This is a genomic window from Legionella fallonii LLAP-10 (assembly GCF_000953135.1).
GTDB lineage: Bacteria > Pseudomonadota > Gammaproteobacteria > Legionellales > Legionellaceae > Legionella > Legionella fallonii.
In genome coordinates, this window is sequence record NZ_LN614827.1 from 3,339,141 (window position 1) to 3,353,019 (window position 13,879).

Below are 13,879 nucleotides of genomic sequence, written 5' to 3' on the forward strand. Positions count from 1 at the left end.
ATTAAATCCATACAAAGAGAACTATATGGCAACGTGGATCCCTCATTTCAGTAGTAAAGTTAAAGCAAAATACCTACAAATTGCAGAAGCTATTGAAGAAGATATAAAAACAGGGCTGTTATATAATGGCGATAAATTACCGTCACAACGCGACATAGCTAAAGCTTTAGCAGTTGACCTAACTACAGTAACGCGCGCTTTAAATGAGGTAAAACGACGAGGATTGATTAATGCCAAAAAAGGCCAGGGCACTTTGATTGAAATAGCATCAGACTTTAATCGCTTTCACCAAAAATCTGCTGCCTTTCAAATGGTGGACATGAGCATGAACATTCCACCTCATATCCCTTCCCTTAATGATTATTTGTCATCTACGCTGCATGATTTACTGCAAAATCCACAAAGCACATTGAACCTTAATTATCAGGACAGTAGAGGAAATGAGTATGATCGAAATACGGCCTCACTATGGTTAAAACAGCGATTGGGAACTATCGAAGGAGATAGAATTTTAGTCACCTCTGGTGCTCAAACCGCTTTAGCGAGTCTTTGTGATCTTCTTTTCAAGCCAGGTGCTCTTATTTGTACTGGAGAAGTGACTTATCCTGGGTTCAAAGCCATTGCCTTTCACCAAGAACTTAAACTCACTGCTTTAAAAATGGATGAGTATGGTATTGTACCAGAAGCATTTGAAGATTGTTGCCGCATGTACAAACCTCAAGCCCTATATGTTATTCCTACAATGGATAACCCCACTACGGCTACAATACCGGATGTGCGCCGAGACGCACTGGTTTCCATTGCGTGCACCTATGATGTAACGATTATTGAAGATGATCCCTATAGTCCATTAGATGATCAATCTCCTAATCCTTTTGTAGTTAGAGCCCCGGAACGAACTTGGCATATCGCTTCCTTATCAAAATGCCTAACTCCCGCATTGAGAATAGCCTATATTGTCGCCCCAGAATTAAAGCAAACGCTGCATTTATCGAGTGTACTACGAGCCTCCTCGCTGATGAGCTCCCCTCTTATGGCAGCAACTGCCTCTCGCTGGATTAGAGATGGTTCAGCCGAGCAACTTATTACAGAAATTAAAAAAGAAAGCAGTGCACGCCAGAGCCTTGCCAAAACGCTCTTGGCTGATTTTTCTTTTGCAGCCCATCCGCAAGGACACCACCTATGGCTTTTCCTCCCCCATCCCTGGAATGCAGCGGAATTTTCTAGCTATGCAAGCAATTTGGGTATCGGTGTGATTCCAAGCCATGTATTTTCAGTAGGAGGGCATTCGCCTAACGCAGTACGTATTGCTTTAGGATCGGCATCAACTCAATTAGAACTAAAAAAATCATTACAATTACTAATAGAGTTAATGAATAGACCACCTTTAGCAACAAGAATTATTGTTTAGCCAATAATTCTTGTTGGCAGGATAACAATAAGGAGGAAGGCTATCTCATGTGCCTATTAACTTGACGCCTAAAGAGCCAACCTACATAAACGATTGTCTATTGCGGCTATGCTTGCTAAGGCTTAAATTGAGGGCTAGGCGGCTCATCGTAATTGGGGAGCAGCTCTGTTAATGATAACGCTCTTTTATGACATTCAGCTTCTTTATCTATATGATCTACACTAGCCGCGGGGCTTAATGAAGCCGTAACTATCATTTTACTCAACGCTAACGAAGATAAATTTTCTTTATTCAGACAACTATGAGGAATGACCAAACGATATTCCTGGGTGCTTTCCGCTATAAAAATTGCATTACCTAAAAATGGCTTTAATATTTTTAGCATCGCTTTAGCTTTAGCTAAAGTTACCCGCTCGGACACATCATTTTCAGGGCGATTTTCAAATGTCACAGGCGAAGTCGTTTGATTAGATTGTTCGGTCAAAATATAGTTATATATTTCAGCTCTTTTACTAAGTAATTTGCTTTCGATTCTCATGAGCATTTCTAATTCGTTACAATAGATGTATTATAATTACAATATCTGTGTTAATACCAATCAAATTAAATGGATAACTCTTGTTGTTCTGGTTGTTCTATAAAAGGGATACATTCTCCTATCCAGCTCTCAGCAGATGGGTTATTATCAGGTTTTTTATGCGCTGATTGTTCACTCGTTCTTGCACGAGAAATTATTCATATTACAATAATCAAACAGACAACATTTTGATTGATTTTCAATCGATTTATTTTTACGCCAGATTATATGATTAGTAAAGAAAAATGGGATAAATTAACTGATTTAATGGCTAAACTTCATATTAATGAAGCGGAGCTCATTGAAAAATTTATCTTAGGAAGCGGAAAAGGTGGTCAGAAACTACAAAAAACATCCTCAACTGTTTATTTGAAGCATTTGTCTTCTGGTTTGGAAATAAAATGCCAGGAATCCAGAAGTCGTGAGGATAATCGATATTTTGCAAGAATGCGTCTTTGTGAAAAATTACATTCTCTGGTGAGCGATGAAAAAACAAAAGAACAACAAAAAATTGAAAAAGTAAAACGTCAGAAGCAACGACGCTCAAGACGAAGCAAACAAAAGGTTTTGGATGAAAAATCCAGGCAAAGTGAACTCAAGGCGTTGAGAAAAACGATACCAGTTATTTAGATCTACCTGGCTCACACTAATCGATACAGTTTAATAGGATGGTTTCTATGTTTTAGAATCGCATCACCAACAAATTGACCTTCAAATTTAGGCAATTTCTTAATTGCATCTTCAGAGATAAGAACTCGTGAATTATAGGTTTTATTAAGCTGCTCTATATGAGCCGCAGAATTTACTACATCTCCCACAACAGTATATTCAAGACGTCTTTGGGTACCAATAGTGCCCGTTACCGCATAACCAAAATGCAATCCAATTCCCAGTTGCAAATCAGGGATATGACCTTTCTTTATTTCCTCGTCCGTGCGTTTCATAATCGCTAAGGAGGCCTTCACGGCATGCGCCACATCATTACCGCTAGAAATGGGGGCACCGAACACCGCCATAAAACCGTCGCCTAGAAACTTATTAATAATACCCTTATTATCGTGAATGATTTCTACCATATATTTAAAAATAGCGTTGAGATAATGAACAACAGCCGCTGGCTCGTTTTGTTCGGTGAAATGAGTAAAATTTCTTACATCTAAAAACATAATGCACACCGGGATATATTCACTTGCATTAGCATCTTTTGACAATAATTTGGAAACCACTTCCGGAGAAACGTGACGGCCAAAAAGGCTTTCGATTCTGTCTCGTTCTTTTTGCGCCTCAAACGCGGCATCAAGTTGTTTTTTAATTTGAGCAGTAACAAACCCTGTAGCTACGCCCCCCATTAACAATAATACGCCACGAGCAGCAAAGGCAAACCATCCCATAATCGTGTAATCAATACCTGAAGTATCGCTATTATACAAAAAATAATAAGATAACCCCCAATATTCAACGGCAGCTATCAATCCTGAAAATCGACTTATCCATTCATTTAATGTCAATGAAGTCAGAATAATAAAAATGAAATAAATGAAAACAAGGGGCATGACCATAACATAGACCGGTGTTTTATCGAGCGAGATGATAATAATGGCAACCGTTGGGATACTGATTTCAATAAAACTATTCACATAACGCAACAGCGTCGGCATATTTTTCTTATGAAAAATATATTGGCAAATAATTTGACGCATCAAGACAAAATATAGCGCTACAACCGCTAAATATCCCGGTAAAGTAAAGCTAGATACTTTACCCATATAATGATGATACTCTTTAGGAGCATAGACAAAAAAAACTATCCACATAAGAGATAATAGAATAAAAACCATGGATAAAATGGTTGTTCTTAGTTTTTCAGTTTTTAATATTTCCAATTCCAAAGGCGTTTGAGTCATTTGCATTCATCTATCGGCTATTTCTTTAATTTTAGACCAAATTTCAATCAAAAATATTGGGTTAGCACTTCAAGCGTTTCTTGAAAATCTTGAAATTTTTGCTCAAAGCCTTTGCCCTCTGCGCTGCCAGGGACTCTCGAAAGGCTCAGACCGAAGGGATCATAAGAAATAATCTAATCAGCAAGAGAATTTAAAAACAAGCATTAATGAGAGTGTCGTTTATTTTCATATATTTTTTCGTACGTTTCCTCGATCAAAGAATTAATTGAATGGTGCCGCCAACGTTTATACTCCACGGTGCCCACAGTAAATTTAATGGGTTGTCTCGTTTGCATTAATGATAATTTGCTTTTGAATCTTTTTATTACATTAGGAAAATGTGCTTGATTCATTCCCGAGCATAAGACGCAAAACTTATCTCCTCCCAAACGTGCTACTGCATCCGTATGACGAAAGTTTTTTAATAATTGTTGTGAGAATATCTTTAAAGTATCGTTCCCTGCATCATGCCCATAATGCTCATTGATAGATTTCAACTGGCTTAAGTCAAAATAAATTAATAAAATGTTTTTATCAAATTCATTACAACGCTTAATGATCTGCTTTCCAACTAAAATAAAACCATCTCGATTCGATATTTGTGTCAACTCATCGACTGTAGAGCGATGTTGCTCCTCAAACTCTATTTCAATAGTTTCTGCCAGTTCTTTAATGATATCCAAATCCACATCACTAAATCGCTGCGGCTTGTGATCCATTAAACATAAAGTCCCAACATTAAATTGGTCTTTAATTTTTAAGGGGCAACCTAAATAATAGCGAATAACAGGTTCCCCCAAAACTAATGGATTATCATTAAACCTGGCATCCTCTAAGGCATCATTAACGATCATAATGTCTTCTTGCAGGATAGCATGAGCACCAAAGGAAATTTCTCTTGGCATCTCAGTTAATTGTATGCCGTATTTGGATTTATACCATTCTCGTTCTTGATCAATAAAGGAAACGGAAGCAATGGGAACATTAAATAAATTTTGGACAACTCGTGTTATACGATCAAAGCGCTCTTCTGACTGGGTATCCATAATATGGAGACTCTGCAAAGCCTGTAATCTTCGTGCCTCATTTTTGGGTTTCTCTGGTTTAATCATTATAACCCCATAAAATTATTAATAATTTATTATTAGATTTTGAAGTTACTGGTAAAATTATAGCACACGTTATGAAATGTGAAGTGATGAAATTGACGAAGGGGAAGACCTGCCCGGCAATGAAGTTTATTAACTACTTCATGGGAGGATTAGAGTGAATAGGTAAAATACAGTATGTAATCTAGTTGTCATGATAAAAATAACGCAGATCGATCAAATATTCGCAATCGGTGTCTTTTAGTGTACAATATCATACAGAGAGTCCTTTTAGTAAAAAAGGTTATACTTGTTCCTCTTGATCTACAAGGAAAACCGAAGATGACACAACTCAATAACGTCCCCCCTATCATTGTTCTTTCGGCTGCAAATGAAGGAAATGTTCTAAGCAGAACTAGTAATGGAGAATCATTATCTTTGTTAGATCATGATAAAGAACTTGCTATTATTTCTGTTCCCGTACTTTTAGTAGAACAACCATTAGTTTACAAAGACTATGCTCTTTATCTTATTCAGAATGAAGATGACCTAGAAGCTAAGATAGATAACATACAACAGCAAGAACAAAATGCATTGATATTGGTGGGGAATCTCAATATAAGAAAAGCCTATTTTATCGAAAACAACTCTCTTTTTTCCTCTAAACCTCTGGAAATCGACTGCGAGCTTTATCTATATATCATTGAGCAATTTAGAATAAACAATAACGGTAAAGTGATTTGTCATAAAAGCAACACAGGGGATATAGAGCGCGTTATTGGATATATCAGGAACTCCAGTAACCTGGGCAATGAGGCTGGGATTGCAAAAACCAGAACTGGCAGAAATGTGTACTCCAAGGATTTCGGGCCATGTAATCCAGTTATTGGCCTACGAAAAATCGACAAGCAGTTTGTTATTGCTCATCTAACCGGCACCTCTGTAGCCAGAAATTCAGGAGCAATAGGTGACTTTGTGGAAAGCATAGAGAGCGGACAAGGTTCCTATTTTACCATAGTAATGCAAAATCCTAAGGTATATAAAAGTCATTTAAAAGCACCCACGATTGCAGGGAAATTAGCGGTACTCTTCAATGATGAAAATGTAAGCCGCATCAGTGTTGCAGAAGGGTATAGCGGCGTTGCATGCATTAACAGCACTACAATTATTGTCACCAATGAGATGCACTATTTTCGGAATGAAACTGAGAAAAAAATGTTAGTGAATCGATATAGTTCGCAAGAATTAGGGGCTGTTCGTATTCTTGATATGGAAAAAGAACTCATCTCTATGACAAGTACGCGACATGACATACAAAAACAGTATGAAACCGAAAAAGATAACCCCCTTTTAGCACCTGATTACGTTAAACTCCTACACCAATTGGGAGTGTTCAAAGTTGAAGAAAAAAAATCAACCCAGGATCAACAAGAATTTGGGGCTGATCGAATTATTGATATGGAAAAAGAGCTCATCTCTATGACAAGTTCGGGACATGACATACAAAAACAGCATGAAACCGAAAAAGATAACCCTCTTTTAGCACCTGATCACATTAAACTCCTACACCAATTGGGGGTGTTCAAAGTTGAAGAAAAAAAATCACCCCAGGCTCAATCGGAACAAAGCTGCTGTCTTTTGATGTAATAAACTTCAAATTCCCCCTTCGCCGCATAGTTTTGTCCACACTCAAAAAGAGATGGGCGCAAACAAATAAATGAGATACAAATCCGGCGAATAACACAGCCTATACGTAAACCTATTGTTAAATAATAGATAAATATTTCGACACTTTTGTCAAAAAATATTACTATTAGGTTATAAATAGGTTATAATTCAAAAAATTTTTTACTTCTAGGCCGTACAAAAAAATATCTATATCTATTCAAGGGAACGAATAAAAGATATTTTTAAAAAACACTACTATTTTGGGAGAATCATTTGCCATGATTTCAATGACTGCATATTGGGAACAATTTAAGGAATGTATTGATAATCTTCGAGCATCAACTCAAGACGAAGAATACACCAAACAAATTAAGACCGCGATAGAATTGAGCGCACTGGGTGCAACCATAGAAAACTTGGGGCTTATGGAAATAAAAGGGATAACCGGTGAGCTTACAGCAAAGTCTGAGCAATTTGGACCAGCAGTGACTTATGGCGCTGATAAGGAATATACATTTCATTTGCCTAAAATCAATACTAGAGAAAATCTAATTTTCGCCATCGTGTATTACCAACATTTATCTAATTACCAAAACGTCAGCTATCAAGGCTCAATCAATTGGTTTAGACAAATGGTAATAGACGGTATCAATGAAAAGAAAGCTACAATGGAGCTTAAAGCAAAAATATTGCTAGATGCCATTCGTCACTATTGCCAAAAACAAAACATCACTATAGACGAAGCATTATTATTGAAAAATGCAAGCGAGTCAGGTAAAGATTATGTCGCCAGGATATCAGAGATGGTTCATAAACCCGAAGAACCGTCAAACAATATACCTTCTGTTTTAGAAGAAGAGGTAGGGTATATCCCCCCTGTGCCGACTCTAGTACCTGTGGCTTCAAACGTCCTATTGGCTAAGAAATTAGCTACAGTGGTAGCAAATCCACCGCATTCCGATGAAATAGGCCTTCTTGGCCAATCGGAGCAAATAACGACACTAGAACAATCCCTGGAAAAACTAAAGGATAAAAGAAATTCATTAAAAAATAAAATTGATGCTCTTGAACAAAAATCATCTGCATTTGAGCTAGCAACAGAAAACCATCGTATCTTAACTGATAAATGGAACAATCAATTCTTTCTCGTCCGATTCTTTTATTGGTGTATTTCGTTTTTCTTTGAAGTCACTGAGCTTAAAAACTTAAAAGAAGCTGAAACACAATTGACTCAAGCAGAACAGGATTTGAACCAGTTAATACCCCACCATACTACAGTATCTTATAATGCAAAATTGCAAAAACAAGCGAAGGAATTAAAACAGGAGCAAGTAAGTCTTCTAGGTGAACTACATCTAGAAATGCAAAAAGAGAAACAAAAAGAAGAAATGAGAAGAGCAACTGAACTCTCTGCGCTCAATACTCCTCCCCAAGTAGAACCTCAATTAAATATTGTCCCTTTGAGTGAACCACCTCATACAAATGAAATAAGTGACATCTCCGCTCCTACAAGCGACACGTCATCTCCCATTCCTATAGAAGTAGCACGCCAAACAAGTGATACGATACCTTCTATAGAGGTACAGCCTAAAACGAGTGATACTTTATCCCTTGAACAAACATCATCCAAAGCCAGTGAAACCACATCCTCTTCAGAATCATCTCATACTAGTTATTATGAGTTTTTTAAGAGAAATATACCCAGCAGGGAAGTTCTGGTAGCAGCTGGTGTAGCCGCTGCTGCTGTTGTAGTTCAGAACTTCATGTAATCTAGACCTAATCATCGGATCACTGCCCTTAAGTTAACGTCAGTTTCGGATAAGGGACTCAGATTTTACCTTGCCCCGTTCGGCCTGAGGAGGGCTTTAGCCCCTCCGAAGGCTAGGCACTGTACCAAAACCCTTGCGAGACGTCGCTAAAGCGACACCTCAGAGCGAACGGATCGAGATAGAGACTGGATCTAATATGCTTCTTATCCAAAACTGACGTTAAGTTAAGATATTTCGAATCCCCTCGGCCGAGGCCGCTTAAATAATTACTTAAATTAATGAGGGTAAATCATCGGGTTATAGGCTCCCTGCCTCAGCACTATTATTGAGATTGTGATTCTAACCTATTGTAAATAAAATATTTATATCAATAATACATGACTGAAGCCGAGTGAGCTTGCATCGCTGTATCAAGTTTAGTGGGCTATGCTCTATGTGCTCTACTTCTATCAAAATAGGAACATATAGGTTATTCTCTTGAGCGATTCAAATTAACGCTTTTTAAGGGAATAAAATGTCAAAAAAGAACATGATCATCAGTGCCCTGTCTTTACTGGTAGCATCCCCATGTTTTTCTGGGCTATATATTGGTGCCGGTGTCGGTCCTGAGGGTGCGCGATTTAATCAAAATTCGCATGTAACAAGACCAGGTACTTTTGATGTTATCGATAGAGAAAATTTCTCAGGTATAGGAGTATTTGGCACTTTATTCGCAGGATATGGTTGGAATTATAAGCGTTTTTATTTAGCAGGCGAGATTAATGCGAATATTAGTTCTCTTGAATATAAATTAACTAACAAAGAATATCTTCATGGAACACTCTCTAAAACAACATTTACGATTAAAAATAGTGAAGGGATTAGTGCTTTACCTGGATTCTTTCTTACTGAAAATACCTTATTTTATGGTCGAATCGGCTACATCAATGGCCGAGTAAAAATTAACGAATCCGATCCAACGATAGCAAGTGCGACAAAAAACCGTAACGGTATTCGTTATGGATTAGGGCTCAGACAAAATATAACAGAGCGATTGACTGTGATGATGGATTACAGTCAAATCAATTATCAAAGTATCGATAGTTTGACTTTTGAACCCTTTGGTGGTGTTACAAAAAGTACTCAAATATTCCCTAATTCAGCCCAAGTTGCTTTTGGTGTTCTTTATAATTTTGATGTGCCTAAGAAAGAATATGTTAAATAGGCTTTCTTGACACCGCATAACGCATTGCGCCACATTCAGGAGCTCCTCTGAAGGATATGCAGCAAAAAGAAATTTTCAATGAAATCACATTAAGCTTGGGAGCATTATATATTCACGAAGGCTCTCAAATTTCAATCCAAAAAATCATTGCAGAGGTTGATAAAACGCTCTATCAGGCAAAAATGGAGGGGGAAAATAAGATAATCGTACAGGAAATATTGGAATCTATCGTTTAATTGTTTTTTTCTGGAATAGTCTAGCAAATGGATTAAACTTAAATTAGAGCACGATAGAGTTTGGAAAGAGGTCAAATAATTGATGAAGCCTTTATAAGGAATTAAATTATGCTGATGTATAATATTCATCTTCAGTGGGAACGTGAAACAGAAGATTTTAATTATAGAACTTATAATAGAAAACATACCGTATTTTTTAATGGTGGGCCTAAAATTGAAATTAATTCATCGTCTAATTTTATCCGTAATCCTCAATTCCACTCTCCTGAAGAACTATTAATTGCCTCTCTTTCCAGTTGTTTTCTCCTCACCTTTTTAGCCCTTTGCTCCAAAAAAAAATATATTGTGAACAGCTATCTCGATCAAGGATTTTGTCATATTAATGAACATGAACGAGTCATCACTGATATTGTTTTAAGTCCTATAGTTTTATTTGAGCAAGGCAGCAAACCAGATAAAACAACCATGCGGGAATTGTTTGATGAGGCACATAATCTGTGTTTTATTGCTAACTCACTTAAGGTGCCTATAAGAATCAGCCCTGAATTTGCAGATACTCCAATAGAGAAATAATATTTTAAAGGTGAACCATCTAGAAAAATAATTATCGAGATGTATTAACCAACATGAGTGAATAAAAAATGGTTCAGTTATTTATTAGATTTCTTTTTGTTATTTCAGGTGCCATTGCAAGCTGGTTTGTTGCTCGCGATGCATTACATTTCCCTATAATACAAATGGTTATTGCTGTACTTTTATTTACTTTTTTAATTCTCTCAATCGCATTTTGGCCTCAGATTAAGAATGGTTTGCAATACCTAAGTGGAAAGCACAAGAACCGCTTAAAGAAATAAAAAAACTCTTATTTTGATAAGAGGAAACACAACTATACCCTTTATAGTCGCGTTCCCTCTATTTAGTATCATTAGTAATTTTTGTGTGATCACGACGATGGTTTGCAGAAAATTCAGTATAAATACTATTCTGAAGAGGTCTTTTATAATTTATCCCCAGAATAAAAACCACTAATAGTCGTTGTAAATTCTGCAGCAGAAAAATCTGGCCAGTGATCTTTATCAAATCCAGGAGCATCTTTTAAACGTTGTTTATCCACATTAAGGACAAAGCAATCATCTTGATTGTTGTATAAAAATAAATTCCAAGGTACAGCGAAGAATTTATTTCCAAATCCTAGAAAACCACCGAAATCCAGGACTAAATAGTTCACCCGCCCTGATTGTTTATCAATAACTACTTCTGCAATTTCCCCTAATTTTTCATGATCTGAATTTATTACCTTAGCGCCAGTAATTTCGCCTGACTTGACTATTCCTCTATTTTCCATTTTAACACTCCTTGTCTCGTTGAAATTAGACTTACATACCTCCTATCTATTAAAATATTAGTATCAGGATAAAAATAAATCAAATTATCCATTTATTTATCACCTATGCTTTAAAGGATAATATAAAAGGGAATTTTATTATGAGATTAATTCTATTAGTTATCTTAATTGTACTTCTATTAGGGGCATTGCCCACTTGGCCTTACAGTGGTGATTGGGGATATTATCCGAGTGGAGGTATAGGCTTAGCTCTTCTTATTGTTATTCTTATATTGCTCCTACGTCGTGGTTCTTAAAAAAGGAGAGAATGCTCTCCTTTTTTTAAGAACCATAACACTTAAGTGCCTTATGAAGGAGAACTTATATTCTGTTCTTCTCTTTTACAACGCATTCCATAACAAGCTCCAATACAGCTGGATAATGCACCAATAAAAAATAAAATAAACAGAATCCAACCACTCCAAGCTAAATGTTTAGAACTCATATTCAGCGTTTGTTGTGACGTTACCTTTTGTTCAGAAGCTGACGCACTTACATCCGTGTCAGACATTTTTGTGTTAGACACTTCAGTGGGGGCAGTTAACGCGGGATTTAAATTTTCTTCATAAAAATCAACATAATGAGCGATGGGCACTAGTAATATGGCACTCAACATCAATGCGATACTCCAAGTAATAAATCCATAAAGCACCCCTCCATGACAATAACAATGATAGAACCGACCTAAATAGCCTGCAACAAATCCAGCGGTCCCCATTGCAGCAATAACTCCAATTAATAAACCTAAGATACCTCCTATAGCAATAGCTGTGGCACCATTGGCAGTTGCGGTATATGCGCTTAAACCAATTGCCATGCTAAAAATATTGAGTAAAAATCCAAGTCCTACACCGACAAATGCCCCAGCCAAAATCGCTGTCCAATAAATATGAGTCAGGGTTGTTTTATAGCATTTTTGATCATCCGTAATCATAATAATATCCTCTTTTTAAATGTGAGAAATTAACCAAATTAATACTAATAAACTCACCGGAACACCTAGCAGCCATGCAATGATATATCCCATGATATCCTCCTTAAAATGGCGTCCAAAAAAATCAAATTTTAACCATTTTGTTAGAAAATTATAGAACAAAAAGGGAATATTTTCTCTATTATTGATTAAGCCATTTACCGCAACTCTGTCGAATGCATCTACTCATAAAATGTATTTTTTGACTTAATATTTTAAAATAAGCTCGCTTTCAAAACAAAATGTACTATACTTTAATCGTCAACTATTCAACTCAAGGAGGATAAAATGAATACAGATATATTTCAGGGAAAATGGGAAGAAATAAAGGGACGAATGAAAAAAACTTGGGGTAAATTAACAGATGATGACCTTAAAGTTATTGAAGGGACACATCAAGAAATCTATGGAATACTTCAAAAGCATTATGGCTACTCAAAAGATGAAGCCGAAAAAGCTATCAAAGATTTTCAAAAAGAAACTAGACACTAATTATTAAATGAAATAAGGACATATCATGAAAAAATTGATTATAGCTTCTTTTATTTTAAGCTCATCTGTCAGTTTTGCTGCGACTCACACTGACATGAATGCGCAATGGATTTGTACTACCAACGCGAGCAGTAGCGATACATCTGCAGATAAAGCTGCAGATGATAAAATGGCAAAAACTCAAGGGTCTTCACACAAATCCTTTTCTTTTGCAGCTCAAAATTGCCGTGACTGCACAAAAATAACTTGCGAAGTGAAAAACTAAATCTACATTATAAGGATTTAGACGAACCGTCTAAATCCTTATAAGAAACTATTATTTTTTTAATTCCCTTGAGGATACTTCCCCATTTTTCATCGCATCTATTTATTTGTTTATTTCCACGGAATTAATTTGCAGAACTTTATAAAATTCATACCCTTCCAAATTTGCTATACTATAGTTTTAATTTAAGGTATAACAATAAAAACTCAGTTTATAGCGGACATGCTAGGAGCCAGCCATGGAAAATCCAGAGTTAATCCATCATCATAAAATGGATGTGACAGAAGCCATATACGATCGCCGGGCAGTAAGGGATTATTTACCGAAGAAAGTTGATTCCGCTATTATTCATCAATTATTGGATGCAGCAACACAAGCCCCTTCAGCCCTTCATGAGGAATCCAGAGCCTTTGTAGTTATTCAGAATAAACGCATACTCGATCGCATATCAGAAAGCGCCAAACAGATAACAACTAAGGACAGCAAAAATAGTAAAGATTTACAACTCGCCCACGTTCTTGAAACAGTACAGCAAAAAGAATTTAATGTTTTTTACAATGCACAAACGCTAATTGTGATATGCAGTCGTTTTAAAGGGCCCCATGTTAATGCTGATTGCTGGTTAGCCGCTGAGAACCTAATGCTTTCGGCCCTTACCTATGATCTTGCATCCTGCGTGATTGGCTTTGCTATACCTGCCCTAAATCTCCCTGAATGGAAGGAGGAGTTAGGAATACCTAAAAAAATGACTGCCGTTGCGCCAATTATTCTTGGCTGGCCAGCGAGAAAAGCATTAGCCCCTCCTCGCCAACCCCCCATTATTCTAGAATGGAAATAGCTGAGCCGAAACAGCATTGTTGGGTTAAACT

17 protein-coding genes are annotated in these 13,879 nt (G+C 36.7%); 12 read left to right on the forward strand and 5 right to left on the reverse strand.

Translation table 11 applies throughout. The features are described 5' to 3' along the window. Positions 1-25: 25 nt before the first annotated feature. Positions 26-1,411 carry an aminotransferase-like domain-containing protein gene (locus LFA_RS13960; RefSeq protein WP_045096721.1) on the forward strand — a complete coding sequence of 462 codons (1,386 nt, stop codon included), beginning with the start codon at positions 26-28 and terminating at the stop codon, positions 1,409-1,411. A gap of 115 nt (positions 1,412-1,526) precedes the next feature. Here the strand turns inward: LFA_RS13960 and LFA_RS13965 are convergent, their stop codons facing one another. Then, entirely contained in the window at positions 1,527-1,955 is a 429-nt protein-coding gene (locus tag LFA_RS13965; protein WP_045096722.1) for a hypothetical protein, read from the reverse strand. A gap of 261 nt (positions 1,956-2,216) precedes the next feature. On the opposite strand from LFA_RS13965, the gene LFA_RS13970 reads away from it, so the two are divergent. Next, positions 2,217-2,618, forward strand: a complete 402-nt coding sequence (locus tag LFA_RS13970; RefSeq protein ID WP_045096723.1) for a peptide chain release factor family protein — start codon at positions 2,217-2,219, stop codon at positions 2,616-2,618. An 11-nt stretch (positions 2,619-2,629) separates the two neighbouring features. Here LFA_RS13970 and LFA_RS13975 read toward each other — a convergent pair whose 3' ends face one another. Further along, positions 2,630-3,892, reverse strand: a complete 1,263-nt coding sequence (locus LFA_RS13975) for an adenylate/guanylate cyclase domain-containing protein (RefSeq protein WP_045097632.1) — start codon at positions 3,890-3,892, stop codon at positions 2,630-2,632. Between the two features lie 203 nt (positions 3,893-4,095). Beyond that, positions 4,096-5,043: a sensor domain-containing diguanylate cyclase gene (locus LFA_RS13980; protein ID WP_045096724.1), complete on the reverse strand. Its 948-nt coding sequence runs from the start codon at positions 5,041-5,043 to the stop codon at positions 4,096-4,098. A 318-nt stretch (positions 5,044-5,361) separates the two neighbouring features. Here LFA_RS13980 and LFA_RS13985 point away from each other — a divergent pair, with 318 nt between their 5' ends. From LFA_RS13985 to LFA_RS14010, 6 genes are all read left to right on the forward strand, one after another. Further along, complete coding sequence (locus LFA_RS13985; RefSeq protein WP_045096725.1) at positions 5,362-6,666, forward strand: hypothetical protein; 1,305 nt, start codon at positions 5,362-5,364, stop codon at positions 6,664-6,666. A gap of 299 nt (positions 6,667-6,965) precedes the next feature. Further along, the gene (locus tag LFA_RS18980) at positions 6,966-8,456 is read left to right on the forward strand and encodes a hypothetical protein (RefSeq protein WP_052673980.1); all 1,491 of its coding nucleotides are present in this window, start codon (positions 6,966-6,968) and stop codon (positions 8,454-8,456) included. A gap of 514 nt (positions 8,457-8,970) precedes the next feature. Next, positions 8,971-9,660: an outer membrane protein gene (locus LFA_RS13995; protein ID WP_045096726.1), complete on the forward strand. Its 690-nt coding sequence runs from the start codon at positions 8,971-8,973 to the stop codon at positions 9,658-9,660. A 56-nt stretch (positions 9,661-9,716) separates the two neighbouring features. Next, a complete protein-coding gene (locus LFA_RS14000) occupies positions 9,717-9,896 on the forward strand; it encodes a diguanylate cyclase (RefSeq protein ID WP_045096727.1) in 180 nt (59 codons plus the stop codon). Between the two features lie 108 nt (positions 9,897-10,004). Beyond that, on the forward strand, positions 10,005-10,469 hold the full coding sequence (locus LFA_RS14005) for an OsmC family protein (RefSeq protein ID WP_045096728.1): 465 nt from the start codon (positions 10,005-10,007) through the stop codon (positions 10,467-10,469). Positions 10,470-10,537: 68 nt separating this feature from the next. After that, positions 10,538-10,750: a hypothetical protein gene (locus LFA_RS14010; RefSeq protein WP_045096729.1), complete on the forward strand. Its 213-nt coding sequence runs from the start codon at positions 10,538-10,540 to the stop codon at positions 10,748-10,750. Between the two features lie 143 nt (positions 10,751-10,893). Here LFA_RS14010 and LFA_RS14015 read toward each other — a convergent pair whose 3' ends face one another. Further along, positions 10,894-11,241, reverse strand: a complete 348-nt coding sequence (locus LFA_RS14015) for a PRC-barrel domain-containing protein (protein WP_045096730.1) — start codon at positions 11,239-11,241, stop codon at positions 10,894-10,896. 140 nt (positions 11,242-11,381) lie between these two features. On the opposite strand from LFA_RS14015, the gene LFA_RS19580 reads away from it, so the two are divergent. Then, positions 11,382-11,537: a DUF3309 family protein gene (locus tag LFA_RS19580; RefSeq protein ID WP_084602196.1), complete on the forward strand. Its 156-nt coding sequence runs from the start codon at positions 11,382-11,384 to the stop codon at positions 11,535-11,537. A 50-nt stretch (positions 11,538-11,587) separates the two neighbouring features. Here the strand turns inward: LFA_RS19580 and LFA_RS14020 are convergent, their stop codons facing one another. Then, a complete protein-coding gene (locus tag LFA_RS14020; protein ID WP_045096731.1) occupies positions 11,588-12,214 on the reverse strand; it encodes a hypothetical protein in 627 nt (208 codons plus the stop codon). 327 nt (positions 12,215-12,541) lie between these two features. Between LFA_RS14020 and LFA_RS14025 the strand changes: the two genes are divergently transcribed. The 3 genes from LFA_RS14025 (at position 12,542) to LFA_RS14035 (ending at position 13,848) form a co-directional block, all read left to right on the forward strand. Then, entirely contained in the window at positions 12,542-12,745 is a 204-nt protein-coding gene (locus tag LFA_RS14025) for a CsbD family protein (RefSeq protein ID WP_045096732.1), read from the forward strand. A gap of 25 nt (positions 12,746-12,770) precedes the next feature. Beyond that, positions 12,771-13,010 carry a hypothetical protein gene (locus LFA_RS14030; protein WP_045096733.1) on the forward strand — a complete coding sequence of 80 codons (240 nt, stop codon included), beginning with the start codon at positions 12,771-12,773 and terminating at the stop codon, positions 13,008-13,010. A 238-nt stretch (positions 13,011-13,248) separates the two neighbouring features. Continuing rightward, positions 13,249-13,848 (forward strand): nitroreductase family protein, encoded by a 600-nt coding sequence (locus tag LFA_RS14035; protein ID WP_045096734.1) that lies wholly within the window; start codon positions 13,249-13,251, stop codon positions 13,846-13,848. The last annotated feature ends 31 nt before the right edge of the window (positions 13,849-13,879 follow it).

Excerpts from the sequence above, each read along its gene's own strand:
- LFA_RS13960 (WP_045096721.1), top strand. The coding sequence starts at position 26 with ATGGCAACGTGGATCCCTCATTTCAGTAGTAAAGTTAAAGCAAAATAC.
- LFA_RS13965 (WP_045096722.1), bottom strand. The coding sequence starts at position 1,955 with ATGCTCATGAGAATCGAAAGCAAATTACTTAGTAAAAGAGCTGAAATA.
- LFA_RS13970 (WP_045096723.1), top strand. The coding sequence starts at position 2,217 with ATGATTAGTAAAGAAAAATGGGATAAATTAACTGATTTAATGGCTAAA.
- LFA_RS13975 (WP_045097632.1), bottom strand. The coding sequence starts at position 3,892 with ATGACTCAAACGCCTTTGGAATTGGAAATATTAAAAACTGAAAAACTA.
- LFA_RS13980 (WP_045096724.1), bottom strand. The coding sequence starts at position 5,043 with ATGATTAAACCAGAGAAACCCAAAAATGAGGCACGAAGATTACAGGCT.
- LFA_RS13985 (WP_045096725.1), top strand. The coding sequence starts at position 5,362 with ATGACACAACTCAATAACGTCCCCCCTATCATTGTTCTTTCGGCTGCA.
- LFA_RS18980 (WP_052673980.1), top strand. The coding sequence starts at position 6,966 with ATGATTTCAATGACTGCATATTGGGAACAATTTAAGGAATGTATTGAT.
- LFA_RS13995 (WP_045096726.1), top strand. The coding sequence starts at position 8,971 with ATGTCAAAAAAGAACATGATCATCAGTGCCCTGTCTTTACTGGTAGCA.
- LFA_RS14000 (WP_045096727.1), top strand. The coding sequence starts at position 9,717 with ATGCAGCAAAAAGAAATTTTCAATGAAATCACATTAAGCTTGGGAGCA.
- LFA_RS14005 (WP_045096728.1), top strand. The coding sequence starts at position 10,005 with ATGCTGATGTATAATATTCATCTTCAGTGGGAACGTGAAACAGAAGAT.
- LFA_RS14010 (WP_045096729.1), top strand. The coding sequence starts at position 10,538 with ATGGTTCAGTTATTTATTAGATTTCTTTTTGTTATTTCAGGTGCCATT.
- LFA_RS14015 (WP_045096730.1), bottom strand. The coding sequence starts at position 11,241 with ATGGAAAATAGAGGAATAGTCAAGTCAGGCGAAATTACTGGCGCTAAG.
- LFA_RS19580 (WP_084602196.1), top strand. The coding sequence starts at position 11,382 with ATGAGATTAATTCTATTAGTTATCTTAATTGTACTTCTATTAGGGGCA.
- LFA_RS14020 (WP_045096731.1), bottom strand. The coding sequence starts at position 12,214 with ATGATTACGGATGATCAAAAATGCTATAAAACAACCCTGACTCATATT.
- LFA_RS14025 (WP_045096732.1), top strand. The coding sequence starts at position 12,542 with ATGAATACAGATATATTTCAGGGAAAATGGGAAGAAATAAAGGGACGA.
- LFA_RS14030 (WP_045096733.1), top strand. The coding sequence starts at position 12,771 with ATGAAAAAATTGATTATAGCTTCTTTTATTTTAAGCTCATCTGTCAGT.
- LFA_RS14035 (WP_045096734.1), top strand. The coding sequence starts at position 13,249 with ATGGAAAATCCAGAGTTAATCCATCATCATAAAATGGATGTGACAGAA.